19 protein-coding genes are annotated in these 17,125 nt (G+C 59.0%); 10 read left to right on the forward strand and 9 right to left on the reverse strand.

Features of this window, described 5'->3' with window-relative positions; translation table 11 throughout:
- Positions 1 to 38 precede the first annotated feature (38 nt).
- The 3 genes from U5782_RS24385 (at position 39) to U5782_RS24395 (ending at position 2,301) form a co-directional block, all read left to right on the forward strand.
- A complete protein-coding gene (locus U5782_RS24385; protein WP_322046454.1) occupies positions 39 to 1,388 on the forward strand; it encodes a HAMP domain-containing sensor histidine kinase in 1,350 nt (449 codons plus the stop codon).
- 131 nt (positions 1,389 to 1,519) lie between these two features.
- Positions 1,520 to 1,693 (forward strand): DUF3563 family protein, encoded by a 174-nt coding sequence (locus U5782_RS24390; protein ID WP_322046455.1) that lies wholly within the window; start codon positions 1,520 to 1,522, stop codon positions 1,691 to 1,693.
- A 59-nt stretch (positions 1,694 to 1,752) separates the two neighbouring features.
- Positions 1,753 to 2,301, forward strand: a complete 549-nt coding sequence (locus U5782_RS24395) for a YMGG-like glycine zipper-containing protein (RefSeq protein WP_322046456.1) — start codon at positions 1,753 to 1,755, stop codon at positions 2,299 to 2,301.
- Positions 2,302 to 2,679: 378 nt separating this feature from the next.
- Here U5782_RS24395 and U5782_RS24400 read toward each other — a convergent pair whose 3' ends face one another.
- Entirely contained in the window at positions 2,680 to 2,961 is a 282-nt protein-coding gene (locus U5782_RS24400) for a GCG_CRPN prefix-to-repeats domain-containing protein (RefSeq protein WP_322046457.1), read from the reverse strand.
- Between the two features lie 234 nt (positions 2,962 to 3,195).
- On the opposite strand from U5782_RS24400, the gene U5782_RS24405 reads away from it, so the two are divergent.
- Complete coding sequence (locus U5782_RS24405) at positions 3,196 to 3,546, forward strand: HdeA/HdeB family chaperone (protein WP_322046458.1); 351 nt, start codon at positions 3,196 to 3,198, stop codon at positions 3,544 to 3,546.
- 12 nt (positions 3,547 to 3,558) lie between these two features.
- Positions 3,559 to 3,762: a hypothetical protein gene (locus U5782_RS24410; protein ID WP_322046459.1), complete on the forward strand. Its 204-nt coding sequence runs from the start codon at positions 3,559 to 3,561 to the stop codon at positions 3,760 to 3,762.
- 196 nt (positions 3,763 to 3,958) lie between these two features.
- Here U5782_RS24410 and U5782_RS24415 read toward each other — a convergent pair whose 3' ends face one another.
- A complete protein-coding gene (locus U5782_RS24415; protein WP_322046460.1) occupies positions 3,959 to 4,876 on the reverse strand; it encodes a LysR family transcriptional regulator in 918 nt (305 codons plus the stop codon).
- Positions 4,877 to 5,016: 140 nt separating this feature from the next.
- Between U5782_RS24415 and U5782_RS24420 the strand changes: the two genes are divergently transcribed.
- Together U5782_RS24420 and U5782_RS24425 are read left to right on the forward strand one after the other, a co-directional pair.
- Positions 5,017 to 5,781: an SDR family oxidoreductase gene (locus tag U5782_RS24420; RefSeq protein ID WP_322046461.1), complete on the forward strand. Its 765-nt coding sequence runs from the start codon at positions 5,017 to 5,019 to the stop codon at positions 5,779 to 5,781.
- A 77-nt stretch (positions 5,782 to 5,858) separates the two neighbouring features.
- Entirely contained in the window at positions 5,859 to 6,650 is a 792-nt protein-coding gene (locus U5782_RS24425; RefSeq protein WP_322046462.1) for an SDR family oxidoreductase, read from the forward strand.
- A 152-nt stretch (positions 6,651 to 6,802) separates the two neighbouring features.
- Here U5782_RS24425 and U5782_RS24430 read toward each other — a convergent pair whose 3' ends face one another.
- From U5782_RS24430 to U5782_RS24440, 3 genes are all read right to left on the reverse strand, one after another.
- A complete protein-coding gene (locus U5782_RS24430; protein WP_322046463.1) occupies positions 6,803 to 7,576 on the reverse strand; it encodes an SDR family oxidoreductase in 774 nt (257 codons plus the stop codon).
- A 223-nt stretch (positions 7,577 to 7,799) separates the two neighbouring features.
- Positions 7,800 to 8,057, reverse strand: a complete 258-nt coding sequence (locus tag U5782_RS24435) for a hypothetical protein (RefSeq protein ID WP_322046596.1) — start codon at positions 8,055 to 8,057, stop codon at positions 7,800 to 7,802.
- On the reverse strand, positions 8,054 to 9,301 hold the full coding sequence (locus tag U5782_RS24440; RefSeq protein ID WP_322046464.1) for an MFS transporter: 1,248 nt from the start codon (positions 9,299 to 9,301) through the stop codon (positions 8,054 to 8,056). Before U5782_RS24440 ends, U5782_RS24435 begins: the two co-directional genes overlap by 4 nt.
- 143 nt (positions 9,302 to 9,444) lie before the next feature.
- On the opposite strand from U5782_RS24440, the gene U5782_RS24445 reads away from it, so the two are divergent.
- Complete coding sequence (locus U5782_RS24445) at positions 9,445 to 10,173, forward strand: helix-turn-helix transcriptional regulator (protein ID WP_322046465.1); 729 nt, start codon at positions 9,445 to 9,447, stop codon at positions 10,171 to 10,173.
- 123 nt (positions 10,174 to 10,296) lie between these two features.
- Entirely contained in the window at positions 10,297 to 10,623 is a 327-nt protein-coding gene (locus U5782_RS24450) for a DUF4148 domain-containing protein (RefSeq protein WP_322046466.1), read from the forward strand.
- 118 nt (positions 10,624 to 10,741) lie between these two features.
- On the opposite strand, the gene U5782_RS24455 is transcribed toward U5782_RS24450, so the two are convergent.
- The 4 genes from U5782_RS24455 to U5782_RS24470 form a co-directional block, all read right to left on the reverse strand.
- The gene (locus U5782_RS24455) at positions 10,742 to 11,932 is read right to left on the reverse strand and encodes a porin (RefSeq protein ID WP_322046467.1); all 1,191 of its coding nucleotides are present in this window, start codon (positions 11,930 to 11,932) and stop codon (positions 10,742 to 10,744) included.
- 117 nt (positions 11,933 to 12,049) lie between these two features.
- Positions 12,050 to 13,009 (reverse strand): alpha/beta hydrolase, encoded by a 960-nt coding sequence (locus tag U5782_RS24460; RefSeq protein ID WP_322046468.1) that lies wholly within the window; start codon positions 13,007 to 13,009, stop codon positions 12,050 to 12,052.
- Positions 13,010 to 13,274: 265 nt separating this feature from the next.
- Positions 13,275 to 14,063, reverse strand: coding sequence for a flavin reductase family protein (locus U5782_RS24465; RefSeq protein WP_322046469.1), 789 nt, complete (start codon positions 14,061 to 14,063; stop codon positions 13,275 to 13,277).
- Between the two features lie 26 nt (positions 14,064 to 14,089).
- The gene (locus U5782_RS24470) at positions 14,090 to 15,151 is read right to left on the reverse strand and encodes an LLM class flavin-dependent oxidoreductase (protein WP_322046470.1); all 1,062 of its coding nucleotides are present in this window, start codon (positions 15,149 to 15,151) and stop codon (positions 14,090 to 14,092) included.
- Between the two features lie 322 nt (positions 15,152 to 15,473).
- Here U5782_RS24470 and U5782_RS24475 point away from each other — a divergent pair, with 322 nt between their 5' ends.
- Complete coding sequence (locus tag U5782_RS24475; protein ID WP_322046471.1) at positions 15,474 to 17,123, forward strand: long-chain fatty acid--CoA ligase; 1,650 nt, start codon at positions 15,474 to 15,476, stop codon at positions 17,121 to 17,123.
- The last annotated feature ends 2 nt before the right edge of the window (positions 17,124 to 17,125 follow it).

Raw genomic sequence — 17,125 nt, forward strand, 5'->3', positions numbered from 1 at the left:
GCCGCGGTCCGTCGCTGGCTATCGCGGGGCCAACCGACATGCGCATCAAAACGCGGTCTCTCAGCACCCAATTGATCGTCTCGCTGGGTCTGCTGCTCTCCATCTTCGGAATCGTGCAAGGCGTGGGCTCCTACCGGCTCGCCCTGGTGGGCGTCAACGCCCTGCTGGACGATCGGCTCTCGAACGTTGCGTCGCGTATACGCGACGTGTACGAGGCCGCCATTCCGCGCCGCTCCAATGGCTCGGGCAACGTCGACGATATTGTCGTTATCGTTTGGACTGCCGAGCACCATTCACCCGCCCGCACCACCGACAGCACCGTCGAGTTCAATCGCAATTCGCCCACGGGTTTCTCGCAACAAATCGCTGCACACGAAGCCTGGCGCGTTTATACGCTCGTCACTTATGACGAGGTGATTCAGGTCGGCCAAAGGATTTCGGTGCGCGTACGCATGGCGCAAGATAGCGCGGCACACGCCTTGATGCCGATTTTCCTGCTGATTCCAGCTGTCTGGATTGCCGTGTATATCTGCGTGCGCCGCGCATTCCGGGTGCTCGACCGGCTCGGGCGCCGCGCCCAGGCAATCGATTCGACGCACCTCGAGGCCTTGCCGGACGAAGGCCTTCCCGTCGAGCTGCTGCCGTTCGTCAGCTCGATCAATCGCATGATCCAGCGGCTCGACGACTCGATGCAGCTCGAGCGCGATTTCATATCCGATGCCGCGCACGAGCTACGGACGCCGCTCACCGCGCTGAAATTGCAGGCCGACAATCTGCAAGGCGACATCGCACCGCAAAACCGCGAACGCTTTCAGGCGCTACGGCGTGGTATCGAACGCACGAGCGCGCTCGTCGCGCAACTCTTGCAGCTCGCGCGCGCCGATGCGCAATTGACGTCGACGCCCCCTGCTTCGCTCGAACTCACGGAGCTGGTGGCTTCGGTCGTCTCCGAGTTGCTGCCCATTGCCAACCAGAAGCGCATCGATATCGGCGCGAGCGAATTGATGCCTGCACGCGTTCGCGCAACCGAGTCCGACCTGCGCGCCGTGGTCAAGAACCTGATCGGCAACGCGCTGCGCTATACGCCCGATGGCGGCTCTGTCGATTTGCGCGTGCTCGCCGTGGAGGGTTATGCGCGCATCGACATCGCCGACACCGGCCCCGGCATTCCTGAAGACGCGCTGCCGCGTGTCTTCGACCGGTTCTTTCGCGTGAACCACGGCATCGAGGGAAGCGGCCTGGGGCTGGCGATCGTGCGCGCGATCGTCACACGCTACGGCGGCCGCGTCATGCTCGAAAACCGCCATGACGGCGTGACGGGCCTGAGGGCCGTGGTGGACATTCCCTTGCTCGCCGAGGACGGCGGGCGCTGCGCCGAGGCGCCATGACGCGTTGAACTCGGCAAGCCGGTCACCGGCTAACTCCCGCCTAATTCCGATTGACGAAGATGCTTCTCAACGACGGGCCCATGTCCGTGTAGCACACGGCTTGCACCGCGCCCGGTTCAAGGAGAAACATCATGTTTGCAAAGCTCATTAGCCAGCTCGAAGCCTTCTTCGTGATCGACGAAAACAAACAACGCGACGCGTGGCTCGCGTCGTCGGCAGATCTCGCGGAACTCGAACGTCGAAGCCGGTATTTCGACACGAATCACACGCTCTTTGCGCCGCATGGCGACCGCGACGGTCGATAACTCTGGCCTAACTCTCGAGCGTCAGACTGCGATTCATGCACTTACCGGATACCCTCATCATGAAACCCTCCCGTACTGCCTGTCTCACCCTGTCGGCCTGCCTGATCGCCGCCGCCCTCGGCGGATGCGCCGTCATCCCTCCCACCGGTCCATCGGTAGTCGCCTTGCCGCCGAACGGCAAGCCGCTCGACGAGTTCCAGCAAGAAGACTATGCGTGCAGGAACTACGCCTTCCGCACGGACAGCGCCAACCCGTCGCTGACAAGCCACGATGGGCTGGGCAGTACGGCCATTGGCACCGCAGGCGGCGCAGCAGCAGGCGCGCTGCTGGGCGCGGCGGCGGGCAATGCGGGCGTTGGCGCGGCGATCGGCGCGGGGGCAGGCTTGCTGCTCGGGAGCGCCGTAGGCGCCAATAACGCGCAGGCGAGTTCTGCGAGTTTGCAGGCCAGCTACGACGCGGCTTACTCGCAATGTATGGCGTCAAAGGGCAATCGGATTGCGCAGCCCACCGTCTATGCGACCACGCCCGTGTATGCACCGCCCCCCGTTCTGGCCCCGGCGCCCGTTATCTATGGCTATCCTCGCCCGATGGGTTACTGGGCGTATTGAACGCACGCCCGGTCTATGCAAGGGCCGGGTGGGACTGATAAGGGGACGCCTGTGCGTCCCGCCCTGATCCAGCGCCAACTCGCAGGGACGCCGCGCGGGCCGGCCACCTGATCGGCCAAGGCCTCGATGTGTACGGAACAAGACCGTTTACTTCATCGACATTGATCAGGATGCCAAATTTTCATCCGATTCTTCGCAAGATATCCGTTCGTAGATCGTGCGCCGTTCGCGCAGAAACTCGTCCGTATGAAACAACGCTTTGCCGATGGCACAGCCGCCCCTCGCGCCCATTGAAACGAGCGCGGGCTTCATCGAAGTCCGCGCTCGCATGGGACCCGTTGCTTCGGTGACCCTCCGAAGATCGCGACGGCCACGGGTTTATTGCCAGTCGCCATTGGGCAGCCGGCCGTGATAAGGCGTATCCCGGCAGTGACCCCACGGACCCAGCCAATAACCCGGAGGGCAAGCATAAGCGGACACCGACGGTGCCTGATAGATCACCGGACGCGGTGCGATATAAACCGCGCCCGCGTAGTGGCAGTGCCCCCACGGACCGCGCCAACCACCAGGGCCGCAGCCTTGCGCGGCATACGCGGTTCCAGCCGACAGGGCCGTGGCCGCAAGCGCGGCGGCAGCCAATACAGTGCGAAGCTTGATCATGACATTCCTCTCGTCCTGGGTTTCGTGGGGGTTTCGTGGCATTGCGACTCAATTCGCTTGCCACGTTGCACATGGTCTCGCCGCAGAGTTAGCGCAGGATGAGGAAAGCAAGCTCCAGATTGCGGCCGCGCGTGGCGCCATCACTTTGCGCTAACTATCGGCCCCTACGATGAGAACCATCGACGCACCTCCCAAGGTTCCGTTGCTTACGTTCCTCAACTCTGGAGAATTGACATGAAAAACCTGACCTCTGTCGCAACGCTTGGCGCTGCCCTGGTTGCCGCTCTGTGTGTTTCCCCGCTCGCATTCGCGGATACCACTCAACCCGTGACCACCGCTTCACCCGCGAAAATGACCTGCTCCGAGTTCCTTGCCGTAGACGACGCCTATAAGCCGGCGCTCGTGTACTGGGTCTCGGGCGTCGACAAACTCGGCGTGAGCGAAACGGTGACGACAGTGGTCGATGTCGCGACGCCGGTGGCCGTGGTTGTGGGGGAATGCCAGAAAGCGCCCCACGTACCGCTTGCCAACAAGGTGCACGACCTCTACAAGAGCGGCCGCCTTGCGTTGTTCCAACACAGCTAAGCGGGAGCCGTCATGACGCTCAACTATGACCAGAAAAGGGCGCTGATCCTGGCCTCGAAGCACGGCATCGATTATCTCGACACGATGATTCATCACCTGAAAGCCGAATCTCCCGAGGCCTTTCATACAGAGAGAACGTTGCGCAAGCGCCGATTCCATCACCAGCCAGCCACGGACACGCCGCATCGCAGCTTCGTGGTGCACCGCCACGCGTAACCTTGAATCACCAATCTATTTTGTCCTTCCGTAGTGCGAACAAAACCTGCTATCTCGACGTGATCGGCTTCGAACTGCTCGCCATGACAATTCATGGCGAGCGCGGGAGAGTCTGGCTTCAAGCTAGCCGAATGCGCAAGCACGGTACGCATTGATCATCGATGCGCCTGCAATTCACCACCACCGCCCCACCTTCTCAAGCTCCATCATCCCGGTCCCACGGCGGCACGCCACTGAACGCATCGACGAGGAAGTCGATCATGACGCGCACTCGGGCGCTGAGGTGTCGACGGCTCGGATACAGCGCGAGAATGTCGATATCCGGCAAGTGATACTCGGGCAACACACGAACGAGGCGGCCCGCGCGAAGATCGCTACCTATCAGGAACGTGGGCTGCCAGATCACGCCATGTCCAGCGAGCGCCGCTGCTCGCGCGGTATCGCCATTGTTGGTATGCATATGACAGTCGACCTTCACGGGGTGAAGCTTGTCGCGCGCATCGATCAGTTGCCATTCATCGCCGGTGGCCGCGTAGGTGTAGCCGATACAGTGGTGCCCAACCAGTTCCGCTGGGGCTGCCGGAACGCCGCAACGCGCCAGATACGCCGGCGACGCGCACAGAATGTTTTGCGACGTCGCCAGTTTGCGGGCGGCGTGGCTGGTCGAACCGGCGCGTGATATCCGAATGGCGAGATCGTAGCCTTCGTCCACGATATCGACGACTCGATCGATCAATTCAACGTCTAGCTCGATTCCCGGGTATTTGCGCAGGAACTCGGGCCACAACGGCGCCAGATACACAATCCCGAAGCTCACGGGGGCATTGATGCGCAGCCGTCCGCGCGGCTCGACCGACGCCGACGACACCAGCCCCTCGGTCTCGGCGACGTCGTCGAGGATCGACTTGCAACGGGCGTAGAGCGTCTCGCCAGCCTCGGTCAGAGACAGCGTGCGCGACGTGCGGTTGAGCAAGCGCGTGCCCAGATGCGCCTCCAGCTCGTTCACATAGCGGGTGACATTGGCGGGCGACGTGCCTAGCGCGTCCGCGGCACGCGCGAAGCCTCCCCGGCTCACCACCGTCACGAAAACCTCAAAGGCGCGCAGGCGATCCATCAATATCTCGATTTATTCACAAAAACTGAATGATAGAACCAGTTTTTCGACCTTTCCACAATCAGAGCTGAATCCTATAGTTGCTTTCAACGGGCCAACGCACAGGGCACTGGCCGATGAAGTCCATCAGGAGATTGAAAATGCAACGCTTGACAGGAAAGGTCGCGATCGTCACGGGCGCCAGCGCAGGGATTGGCCGTGCTACCGCAAAGCTGTTCGCGAAGGAAGGCGCCAAGGTGGTGATCGCGGCGCGCCGCGTGGCGGAACTTGAAGCACTCGCTGCGGAAATCGTCAGCGAAGGCGGCGAAGCCGCGTATCTGGCCGGCGACGTGCAATCGGAAGACTTTGCGAAGGCGCTGGTCGCGCTTGCGGTGAGCCGCTTCGGCCGCCTGGACATTGCCTACAACAACGCCGGTACGCTCGGCGAGATGGGACCCAGCACCGGCATTTCCGAAGCAGGCTGGAATGCCGCGCTATCGACCAACCTGACGAGTGCCTTCCTTGGCGCGAAACATCAGATTCCGGAAATGGTGAAGCAAGGCGGTGGGTCGATCATCTTCACGTCGACGTTCGTCGGTTACTCGTTCGCGTTTCCCGGCACCGCGGCCTACGCGGCCAGCAAGGCGGGCCTGATCGGCCTCACGCAGGCACTGGCCGCCGAATATGGCGCGCAAGGTGTGCGCGTGAACGCGGTATTGCCGGGCGCCGTCGACACGGAGATGTATCGCGACATGAACGACACCAGCGAATCGCAGGCGTTCATCACCGGCCTGCATGCGCTCAAACGCGTGGCCAAGCCTGAAGAACTGGCCCGGTCGGTGCTGTATCTCGCGTCGGACGATTCGTCGTTCGTGACCGGTACGGCATCGCTGGTTGACGGCGGCGCATCGATTACCCGGACGTGATATCACTTCGGCGGCAGTGGGCATATTTGAGTCGATGCCGCCAGTTTTACCTCACTCATGCAAAAAGGAAATGAATCATGAACCTGAATCTGCAAGGCAAACTCGCATTGGTCAGCGGCAGCACCGCCGGCATCGGCTTCGCTATTGCCCGTACGTTGGCGCAGGAAGGCGCGCGCGTGATCGTGAATGGGCGCTCGCAGTCGTCGGTGGATGACGTGGTCGCCCAACTGAAAGCCGAAACGGGCAGCGATGTATTGGGTTTTGCGGGCGATCTCGGCACGGCCGCGGCGGCCGACGAACTCGCCACGCGCTATCCGGACGTGGAAATCCTCGTCAACAACCTGGGTATCTTCGAGCCCAAGCCGTTCGAGGACATTCCCGATGCCGACTGGTCGCGTTTCTTCGACGTCAACGTGTTGAGCGGCGTACGCCTCGCCCGCCTTTTTCTGCCCGCAATGAAGCGCGCCAACTGGGGGCGCATCATTTTCATTTCGAGCGAAAGCGGCGTGCAGATTCCCGCCGAAATGATCCACTACGGAATGACGAAAGCCGCGCAGATCGCCGTGTCGCGCGGGCTCGCCGAATCGGTCGCCGGCACGGGCATTACCGTGAACAGCGTGCTGCCTGGGCCAACGAAATCGCGTGGCGTGGGCGATTTCGTGGAGGCGCTTGCGAGTGCCGATGGTAAATCGTTTGAAGCGTTCGAACAGGAGTTCTTCGAGAAGGTTCGCCCCACGTCGCTCATCAAGCGATTTGGTTCGCCGCAGGAGGTAGCGTCGCTCGTGGCCTATGTCGCCAGTCCGCTTTCGTCGGCCACAACGGGCGCGGCATTGCGCGCAGATGGCGGCGTGATAAAGAGCGCGTTTTAAAATGCGGGCCGACATTTTGCCAGGACAGTCGACTCGATTGACGACTGGCTTGTGCCTGGCCCGCCACAGTTTTCTTTTTTTAAGCGCGGCCCGTTAGTACTCAGGCGTATGCTATTTCGCCGGGATGGCATTTATCCCGGCGCGACGGTGCCTTATTTCGTGGTGTATCCGCCGTTGATCAGCAGGGTCTGGCCGGTAATCCACCAGCCATCGCTAACGAGATGGCGGATGAACGGCACAACGTCCTCGATATCCGTCAACCCCGTCTTCGAAAACTTTGACAGTGCCGCGGCTGATTTGTGATACGAAACCGCGTCCGCCCCTTCGGCGGGATAGAAGAATGGCGTATCCATCGGCCCCGGCCCTACCGCCGTCACCGAAATGCCGCGCGCGCCGAACTCCTGAGCCGCCGCGCGCGTGTAGTGCTCGACAGGGGCTTTCGTGCCCGCATACGCCGCATAGAAAGGGGTAAATGCGCCGAGTAGCGATGTCACGAGCGTGACAATCTTGCCGTTGTCGTTCACGTGGCGGCCTGCTTCGCGCAAGAAGAAAAACGCGGATTTCGAATTGACGGCCGTCATCTCGTCGTATTCCGCTTCGCTGATCTCCGTGAACGGCTTTTTCAGCACCTTGCCAACGGTGTTGATCGCAATGTCCGGACGACCGACCGTTGCGACCACATCCGCGAACAATTTCTCCACCGCTGCCGCACTCGTCAAATCCGCCTGAAATGCAATGGCCTCAGCGCCGGATTGCTTGATCGCTGCGACGGTTTCATCCGCGGCCTGTTTCGTGCCGGCGCTGTTGTAATGAATCGCGACCGCCTTGGCCCCGTGGCTGGCCAGGTCCCGCGCGATCAGCCCGCCGAGATTCTTCGCGCCACCTGCAATCAGCACCGTTTTGCCCCGAATTTCATGGTTTGCCATTTGCCGCTCCAATCCGCGTGACCGCACCATGCGATCACTCGATTGCGGATGATATAGTTCGATTTATCGTCTATAAAGGCTCTATTTCTGGATGCATCGGTCAGGATTTACGACCAATTGAGGCGTCGCTTTTTTACCCTTCGAATGAGCTTTAGCTAACAGACAAGCATGGATCGTATCGACCTGTTTCGCGTATTCGTCCGTGTCGTGGAGTGCGCGAATTTCACTTGAAATTTAAAACGTAGTCCACCGCGAAAAGAAACGCTGCAAACAGGATTGCCATCGGCAACAGTCTCTTTCTTTGTGCGTCCCATTCGCGCAGTTGTGCAGATGCCTCGACTCGGCTTACGCCTTTCAGAGGAAAGACTTCGCTCTGGATCGCCTCCGTCATTTTCCTGATATGGAGGCACAAACTGGCATACGAAATCGTTGCGTATGTCCCTGTAACGACGCCGATACAGACAAGATCCGCTATCTTCATCTGCGGCCCTGCTCCGACTGCGTTGTACTGGCCTGTTTCGGCAGAAAAACCGCAACCATGCCCAGCAACGGCAGCCACGCGCATATTTTGTAGACCGCCTGAATACCGAAGTTATCCGCCATCCAACCCAAAGTGGCCGCACCGATTCCGCCCAGACCAAACGCGAAGCCGAAGAACAATCCGGACACCATGCCAACGCGCCCCGGCATCAATTCCTGCGCATAGACCAGAATGGCCGAGAACGCCGAAGAGACGATCAATCCGATCAGCGTAATCAAAATCGTCGTAACCGCGAGATTGGCGTAAGGCAGTGCGATGGTGAATGGCGCAGCGCCCAGGATCGAAAACCAGATCACATTCTTTCTGCCCACCCGGTCGCCCAAAGGGCCGCCAATCAGCGTACCCAGCGCGACCGCGCCGAGAAAGACGAACAGATGCAATTGCGCTGCCCGCACGCTGATGCCAAATTTCCCGGTCAGGTAGAACGTCAGGTAGTTGCTGATGCTGACCGTGTAAAAGTATTTCGAAAACATCAACACCATGAGAATGCCAATAACCGGCGCCACGATACGCGTATCGAGCGGCGGAACCGGCGTCGTTGCCTTGTGACGCTTTCTCTGTGTGAGTTGCTCTTTGTACCAGCCGCTCACATGCCATAGCAGCAGCATCGCCAGCAGCGCAGCAATCGTGAACCAGGCAATACTGCCCTGCCCGTTCGGCACGACAATTAAAGCGGCAAGCAGCGGACCAATCGCACTCCCCGCGTTACCGCCCACCTGAAAGATGGATTGCGCAAGCCCATGACGTCCGCCGGATGCGAGCCGCGCCACCCGCGAGGTTTCTGGATGAAACACGGATGAGCCGACACCGACCAGCATGGCCGCGCCGATCAGTGTCGTGAACCCGTGTGCTCTGGACAACGCGAGCAGGCCGCAGAAGCTGAACAGCATCGCGAGCGGCAACGAATACGGTTGGGGCCTGCGATCCGTGTAGCGGCCGATGAGTGGCTGTAGAAGACTCGCCGTGACCTGATAAGCGAGCGTCACAAAGCCAATCTGCCAATACGAAAGATGCAGCCCCGATTTGAAGATCGGATACACGGCGATCATCAACGATTGAATCATGTCATTGAGCAGGTGCGATGCGCTCGTGACACCGAGTATCCCGAAGGTGATCTGGAAACGAGTCTGGTTCGCGGGTTTCGAACCATCCGCGGCGTGGGCGACGTTGGGCGCGATCTTCATGGCGTAGGCAGAGTGAAGAGGTTCAGCGCAGTTTAGGGATACACTGATCGCCTGTCTCACGCGAAAATCCGGCCCATCGTCGCAAAACGGACATGCCACGCCCAACATCCGCTCAACGCGATCATCACCGCGACACGGTACCGGTGAGCAGCCGGGCCGTCGATTTCCCAGCCGGCCATATCCGCCCCTTGCATCATCATTCGGTCGCGCAACTGATCTATGCGGTCGATGGCGTCATGGTCATCAGCAGCAACGCTGGACAATGGATCGTGCCGCCCACGCAGGCTATCTGGATGCCCGCCCACACCGCGCACACAGTACGCATGGTGAATGCGGTGACGATGCGTACGCTCTATATCCAGCCCGATGCCGCGCACGGTTTGCCGCAACGCTGCCATACCGTTGCGATTTCGGCGCTTCTGCGGCAGTTGATTCTGAGTGCGATGGAGATTAACGACGATTACACGGCAGATTCGCGCGACGGGCGGCTGATGGGGTTGCTTCTGGATGAACTCAACTTCCTGCCCGTGCTCCCGCTGCATCTCCCGCTGCCCACTCATCCGCATCTCGCGGCAATTTGCCAGCAGATTCTCGAGGCGCCAGACGACAAGCGAACGCTGGATGAATGGGCACAGGTCATCGGAATCGACGCCAGAACGGTCCAGCGCACCTTCGCCCAACAGGTGAGCATGACCTTCGGCCAATGGCGCAAGCAGGCGCGCCTGCTGATGGCGTTGGAGCGGCTTGCGACCGGTCAAAGCATCCTGGATGTCGCGCTCAGTATGGGATACGACAGTCCGAGCGCATTTACAGCGATGTTCAAAAAGCAGCTTGGCGTAGTGCCAAGCGAGTATTTCCGGATCGGCGCGTAATCCGGATCAGGCTTCAAGCTGGCGCCCAGGCGCGCGGCGCCCTTCCTTGCCCATCTGGAATAGGGGTCTATACTTACGGGGCATTCTGCAGTCCCGTTGTCAACCATCTTCGACGGAGGCAATATGTATCTGCAACGTGGTATCAAGACCGCGTGCTTGAGCGGCGTTATGCTCGCTAGTTCCGTAGCCTTTGCACAGTCGCAACCCACAACCAACTATTCGAACCCAGCGCAAACGGTGAACCGCGCCGAAGTCCGGCAACAGGTGATCGACCTGAAAGCCGTCGGCTATCGTCCTGAAAACACGAGCAACGCCTTGTATCCGGACGATGCGCTGGAAGCTCAACGACGATTGGCTTGCAAACAAAAACTGCAATCTCAGGGTGTGGGCGAAACCGAATGGAAGCAACGTTGCAACATCGGCAGCACAATCACACTCGTCAATCCTTGAATCCCGGAATGAAAATAGAACACGACCGGATGCGATATTCAGACATCCGGCCGTCGCTGCGCTTTAAAACTAAACGGCTAGACGTGTTCTACGCCGTAAGACCGGGCCATTACAGCGCTTAGAAAAAGTGCGTGATGCCAAGACGAAAAACGACTTGCTTGCCCGTTGAACTATCCACGATATTGTCTATGTCGGCAACGGCCCGGCCACCCAACGAATTAACGCCACGGGAATCCTGGTAGCCCACGGCGCTGTAGAGGGCCGTACGCTTCGACAAGTTATACGACGCACGTCCGTAGAACTGGTTCGAGTGCTGATTTCCAACCTTGGTGCCATCAGGCCGGGTCACGCCAGTCGATGTCTGGTAATTCCAACCCACGGCCGTCGAGAAGAAAGGCGTCCACATATATTGGAAACCCAGATCGAACGTGTTGAAAGTGACCGTTTTTCCGTCGAATGCCGTCATCTTGCCGAACTGCGCATTCGACCACGACCCCGCGAACGTCCACTGGCCCTTCGTGTACTGCGCCGCCACCATGCCGATCTGGTAGTTATGCGCGCTCGTGTAGCCTGCATCCAGCGCGTGACTCAGCAGCGTACCCGAACCGTTCGACGTGAACCAACCGGTGCCCGCGCTAGACCCAATCGGGTTCTTGAAGAATTCATAGGCAGCGCCGACTTTCAGGCCAACGCCCGTATCGTATTGCGCGCCGAAGTTGTATTGCAGGCCGTTGGTCACATCACCGGCAACGCCACCCACTGCCAGACCGCCGCCGAAGGTCAAGCCCTTGATGTTCGGACTCAGGTAGCGGATAGAGTTGTTTTGCCGGAGGTTGATTGCCGCGTTGTCCAGATCGCCCGCGTGCATCGAGGCACCGTTCGAGGTCAGCGAACCGGAATCCAGCAACATCGTGAAGTTATAGACCGAATCGTACTGGCGACCGAGCGTGACCTGACCGAAGTTTGCGCTCTTCATGCCGACGTAGATTTGACGCCCCCACATCAGGCCACCCTGGCCCTGTCCACCGTTCGGCAGACTGATGCCCGACTCCAGTGTGAAAATGGTGTGAAGACCGCCGCCCAGATCTTCGTCGCCACGCAAGCCCCAGCGCGAACCGTACATACCCGACAGGGAGTCGACGGCGAACTTCGAGCCTGCCGGCGTAACCGAGCCGTTGGCATTCGTTGTGCCCGTGTTGTTCGTGTAGGTGAGTGCCTCGTCAAGGATACCGTAGAGAAGAAGCGAGCTTTGTGCGTGCGACGATACCGCGAAAGCCGACAATGCCGTTAGTGCGAGAATTTTTTTCATTGAATGTCTCCAATTTGTTTTTTCACTTCTTGTACTTCGTTGACGTATTTTCCTTTTTCACCTCTTCAGTTTCAATTATCCAATTCTTCATCGCATTTTCGCGTGACCCGATTCACATCAGGAAAGCTCCGACAACGCTAGCGCATCGCGTCCATGAAACCAGGACGGACGCTGATAGGGGGCGAAGCGATCACCGTGAGTCATTCTTCTGCCACGAGTCGTACACGTGTTGAACCAGCGAAGCATCAACTGGGTCACCGTGTCTGCGTCTTCATACTGAATCCAGTGGCCGCCCGGGATAACGCGCCATTCACGCTCGTTCTTGCCCTGAGAGAGCCACGTTGCGGTTTTGCATGGATCCTCAACCGTCACGTCACAGTCTCCCCAGAGAAAAAGCACTGGCTTTGCGAATGATTCGAGCATCTTCTGAAGCATATTGGCGCGACTGAAGCGCCCCCGGAACCGACACTTGCGACACTGCTCCTCATAGATCTCCACGGCCATGGAGTCCAGACTCTCTCGGTGTCGAAACATCAGGGACAAGAGGTTATGGCGCAAAGCCGCTTGCTGCTCTTCATTACCCTCGATCTCGCGCCACGACATCATGGCTTTCGTTTGCCGTCGTCCTTGCCCGTGTCCTCCTGTACCGACTAGCGCCAGGCGTTTGACGTTCGACCATTGCTTCGCGAATAGCGTAGCAACGACCCCTCCAAACGAAAATCCCGCAATATCAATCGCTGTGTCTCGATTAATGAGTTGACCCAGTGAATCCGTCAATGCCGCTACGATGTTCTGGATCGCAGTCATGGCATCGTCGCTTTCCTCGATCGTTCCCGAGTCACCCATCGAAGGCAAATCCGGCACCCAGACGGTGTGCTTCCAGGAAAGCAATTCAATATTCCTGACCCAGTGCAACCAGCTACCGAATCCGCCGTGAATCAGCACGAGTGGCGGACCCATTCCAAATTTACGCCAGACGATAGGGACGCCATTCCAGATAACAACGTGCTGTTCCGCGATGTCTTCCAGTCTGCTGACTTCATTTCTGGAATCAAATCTAGCCATATCGAAATTCACGCCTTCAGGATACTTTTCCGCGATCTATCGGCATGGATCTGGAATAGGAGTATTGTCTGATTTCCTGGCTCAGCCCTTGCCTTGCACCCGGACATTCACCAGTTCCGCAGTCTCGTCGCCAAAATAACTGGACAGATCGAAACCGTAGTCTGCGTGCCTCACGTGTGCGGGCACCAATGCAAACCGGTAATTGTCGGGGACCGTGTTTGGGGCTTGCGGCGTGTTGCGAATGCTCCTGTCTTGCCTAAGCATCAGGACCTCCCGATTACTGCGCCAGCGCGCGAAGTCCAGCGTTGAAATTGACCATCGGCGATCCGGCGTCGTCGGTCGTCGTCTTGCGGATCCTGCCCACGATCATCTCGTGCGTGCCCAAGGGCGTCGTGTGGATGATGTCGCACTCCACGTTGGCAAGCGCGTCCACCAGAACCGGAAGTCCGTCCAGGCCAGAACCCCACTGACCTGCGGCCAGGCGAGCACAGCCCTGCGGTTCCTTCATGAATTTCGTCACCACTTCGTGGTGAGCCTGCCCCAGGATGTTGGCCACGAATTTGCCGTGCGTCCTCAGGGGTTCGAGCATCGATGAATCTCGATGGACGAAGAAGCCAACGAGCGGCGGCTCCGCCGATATCGATGTAAGGCTCGATACCACCATACCGTTCGGATGGGTGATATCGCCCGTCGTGATCGCGCTCACACCAGCGGGAAGCATACGCATGGCCGCCTTGAAATCGTCGATGCTGGAACCCGCCGAGTTTTCATTACGGACGATATGCGCGCGAATCAGACCTTCTTCGTTGACCCAGTTATATTTCGCGGCAAAGCCGATCATGGTTTCGAAGCCCGCTTCCCATTCGGCATTCCCGGCTTTGCCGGAGAGGAATCGAATGACCTGGGGGTTAACCCAGACGTGCTCGTCATCCGCACGCTGGCCGACTCGCGCAATCGCCTGATCCAACAGGGAGTCAGGCTGCTCGTCTACCAAAATTTCGAATTGTTTGAAGTGCGACGGCGCAATCAGAGTAATCGCACCACTGTTCGTCAGATGTAGACGCATAGCCTTAGTCTCTGTATTCCGTTCTTTTACGCTGCGAGCTTTTCGTTGCGCGCCAGTTCCTTCTTGATTGCCGGAACAATCGTGTCGCCCCAGAGCTCGATCTGCTTGAGCATGGTCTTCTGGTCGCAGTCGCCAAGCTGCGTTTGAAGTGCGATGTGGTTCGGCTTCAGAATTTCAATCTCGGCCAGAAGCTTGTCGATCACTTCATTCACCGAACCGACCGGCAGATTCTGGCGCAGCTGGTCGAGGGTCATGTCGGCGGCACACGGGGTTTCCCTGACGAGATAACCATCGTCCATGTCCATGCGGCGATCCTTCAGCGATTCCGAAATACGGCGCGCCCAGCGGGCCGAATCCAGATACGCGTCGACTTCGGCCTTGTTGTTCGACGCGAAACCACAACGCAGGAAGCCGATCTTCGTCTTGCTGAGATCTTTTCCCAGCTCCGTGGCCAGACCTTCCAGACGACTGCGCAGACCGCGTAGCGCGTCGTTACCGCCGTGCAGAACCGTGGTGAACAGGTTCACGTTCTCGTTGAATGCGCGGCCAAGCGTGCCCGGATTCATCGACGTAATCCAGAGCGGCACCCTTTCCTGAATGGTGCGGATCGCCACCGACGTCGGCAGCATTTCGAAGTGCTTACCCTTGTACTCGAACACCTTCTGGCTTAGGCCCTTATTCAGGATGTCCCAGATTTCGTGGAAGATCTCGCCCGACGTCGGCAAGTCGGAGCCGAAGCGCTCGAATTCGAACTGCTGATAGCCCGAACCGATGCCCAGTTCCAGACGGCCATCGGACAGCGTATCGGCGAGACCGATTTCAGCCAGCAGACGTGCCGGATGGTAGAGCGGCAGGATGCAGACCGCCGACCCAAGACGGATCCGGCTTGTCTTGGCCGCCGCATGGGCAATCGTCATCAGGGGCGAGGGCGACAGCGAGTAATTGTTGAAATGGTGCTCGGCGTACCAGGCGGCGTCGAAGCCCGCCTGCTCGGCCACGACCGTTTGCTCGATGGTGTTGTGAATGACGCTCTGCGACGTCTGAGCGTAGCTGCGCTGCTGCGCAAGAAGAAATACGCCGAATTCCATAGTGGCATCTCCGTTGTAATGGTAATGGGTTCACGTGGCTGGAACCCGATCTGAGCGGATTCTAGGCAGCTCGGTGACCATCACACAATCCAGAAAATGTCTCGTTCTGTATTGCGAATTCGACATCAATAGCGGCGCGATTGCAGTCCTTCCCTGTAGTAAAGTAGCCTCGCCTAAGGGGGAAACTCTCCGAATCAGGTTCGACCTCGACCCTTGTGGTTCAGCGGCCGGCGTCCTGAACAAGGCACGTTGCGGCTCGATTTGCCGGGTTCGGCAAACGGGCTATGGAGCGAGACACTAGACAGATAAAAACAGGACGACAATGAACGGTCTGATGCAGGAACGGCAGCTCTTGATCTCCGATTTGATCGAGCACGCGGCCAATTACCATAGCGATCGGGAGATCGTTTCCCATCTGGGCGATGGCCATATCCATCGATATACGTGGTCTGCCGCGCGTGGCCGTTCGAAGCAGGTTGCAAATCTCATCGAGTCACTGGGTGTAGCCGTGGGCCAGCGTGTTGCTACGCTGGCGTGGAATACCCACCGCCACCTCGAACTCTACTATGGGGTTTCTGGCACAGGCGCGGTCCTGACTACCGTGAACCCGCGCCTGTTCACGGAACAGATCGTCTACATCCTGAATCATTCCGGCAGCACACACGTTTTCTTCGACGTGAACCTGGCGAAGCTCGTGACGGAGATCGCGCCGCAATGTCCGAATATCCAGCGCTTCATCGCCCTGTGCGAAGCCGACCAGATGCCTGACATCGATGTGCCCGGCCTCGCCTGCTATGAGTCGTTGATAGCCGGCTGCAGCGACGTCTATGCATGGCCACGCTTCGATGAAAACAACGCATCGTCCATGTGCTATACCTCGGGCACCACGGGCAAGCCCAAGGGGGTTCTGTACAGCCATCGGTCGACCGTTCTGCATGCCATGTCAACCTGCATGGCCGACAGCTTTGCAATCAGCGCTCGCGACAGCGTCCTGCTGATCGTCCCCATGTTTCATGTGAACGGTTGGGGCATCCCGCATTCGTCGGCCATGGCCGGCGCCAAACTCGTTCTTCCGGGCTCGCAACTGTCCGGCGAGAACGTGTACTCGATGCTCCGCGACGAGCGGTGCACTGTGTCTTGCGGCGTCCCCACCGTCTGGATGTCGCTGCTCGACTACGCAGAGACCGTGGACGCCGAGCAGCGTCGCCGTGACATCGTCGTAACACGCGCACTCTCGGGTGGCTCCGCTGCCCCTCGTCGCATCATCGAAAAGTTCGAGCGGTATTTTGGTGCCTGGTTGTGCCAGGCATGGGGTATGACTGAAACGAGTCCAGTCGTGACCGTGAATGTTCCGCTGCCCAGGCACGATCATTTGACGCTCGAAGAGCGCTTCGACCTTCAAATGCTTGCAGGTCGTCCACTGCCCGGCACCGAAATCGCGATCTTCGACGACGAAGGCAAGCGCCTTCCTCACGATGGTCAAACCACCGGTCAATTGAAAGTACGTGGCCCGTGGATCGCCCGCGCCTATTACAACCACGAAGACGACGCATGGGATGCGGATGACTGGTTCGCAACCGGTGATGTGGCGACATTGAACGCCGACGGTTACCTCAAGATCACCGATCGCGCGAAAGATGTGATCAAGTCGGGCGGTGAATGGATTTCTTCGCTGGATCTTGAAAGCGCGGCGCTCGGCCATCCCGCCATTGAAGAGGCTGCCGTCATTGGCCTGCATCACTCGCACTGGCAAGAGCGCCCGCTGCTCATCGCGGTCAAGCGCAAGGGCATGGATGTGACGGCCGACGAAGTGCTGGATCACATGCGTAATAGCGTTGTGAAGTGGTGGCTTCCCGATGACGTCGTCTTCGTGGATTCCCTCCCGCACACGGCCACCGGCAAGCTGTACAAGGTTCCGCTGCGCAAGCAGTTTGCGAGCTTCAAGTTCTCGACGGATGTCGAAAATGTTTAAGG

The organism is Paraburkholderia sp. J67, from assembly GCF_905220265.1.
Classification (GTDB): domain Bacteria; phylum Pseudomonadota; class Gammaproteobacteria; order Burkholderiales; family Burkholderiaceae; genus Paraburkholderia.

Coding starts and splice junctions, on each gene's coding strand:
- U5782_RS24385 (WP_322046454.1), top strand. CDS start 39: ATGCGCATCAAAACGCGGTCTCTCAGCACCCAATTGATCGTCTCGCTG.
- U5782_RS24390 (WP_322046455.1), top strand. CDS start 1,520: ATGTTTGCAAAGCTCATTAGCCAGCTCGAAGCCTTCTTCGTGATCGAC.
- U5782_RS24395 (WP_322046456.1), top strand. CDS start 1,753: ATGAAACCCTCCCGTACTGCCTGTCTCACCCTGTCGGCCTGCCTGATC.
- U5782_RS24400 (WP_322046457.1), bottom strand. CDS start 2,961: ATGATCAAGCTTCGCACTGTATTGGCTGCCGCCGCGCTTGCGGCCACG.
- U5782_RS24405 (WP_322046458.1), top strand. CDS start 3,196: ATGAAAAACCTGACCTCTGTCGCAACGCTTGGCGCTGCCCTGGTTGCC.
- U5782_RS24410 (WP_322046459.1), top strand. CDS start 3,559: ATGACGCTCAACTATGACCAGAAAAGGGCGCTGATCCTGGCCTCGAAG.
- U5782_RS24415 (WP_322046460.1), bottom strand. CDS start 4,876: ATGGATCGCCTGCGCGCCTTTGAGGTTTTCGTGACGGTGGTGAGCCGG.
- U5782_RS24420 (WP_322046461.1), top strand. CDS start 5,017: ATGCAACGCTTGACAGGAAAGGTCGCGATCGTCACGGGCGCCAGCGCA.
- U5782_RS24425 (WP_322046462.1), top strand. CDS start 5,859: ATGAACCTGAATCTGCAAGGCAAACTCGCATTGGTCAGCGGCAGCACC.
- U5782_RS24430 (WP_322046463.1), bottom strand. CDS start 7,576: ATGGCAAACCATGAAATTCGGGGCAAAACGGTGCTGATTGCAGGTGGC.
- U5782_RS24435 (WP_322046596.1), bottom strand. CDS start 8,057: ATGAAGATAGCGGATCTTGTCTGTATCGGCGTCGTTACAGGGACATAC.
- U5782_RS24440 (WP_322046464.1), bottom strand. CDS start 9,301: ATGAAGATCGCGCCCAACGTCGCCCACGCCGCGGATGGTTCGAAACCC.
- U5782_RS24450 (WP_322046466.1), top strand. CDS start 10,297: ATGTATCTGCAACGTGGTATCAAGACCGCGTGCTTGAGCGGCGTTATG.
- U5782_RS24455 (WP_322046467.1), bottom strand. CDS start 11,932: ATGAAAAAAATTCTCGCACTAACGGCATTGTCGGCTTTCGCGGTATCG.
- U5782_RS24465 (WP_322046469.1), bottom strand. CDS start 14,063: ATGCGTCTACATCTGACGAACAGTGGTGCGATTACTCTGATTGCGCCG.
- U5782_RS24470 (WP_322046470.1), bottom strand. CDS start 15,151: ATGGAATTCGGCGTATTTCTTCTTGCGCAGCAGCGCAGCTACGCTCAG.
- U5782_RS24475 (WP_322046471.1), top strand. CDS start 15,474: ATGAACGGTCTGATGCAGGAACGGCAGCTCTTGATCTCCGATTTGATC.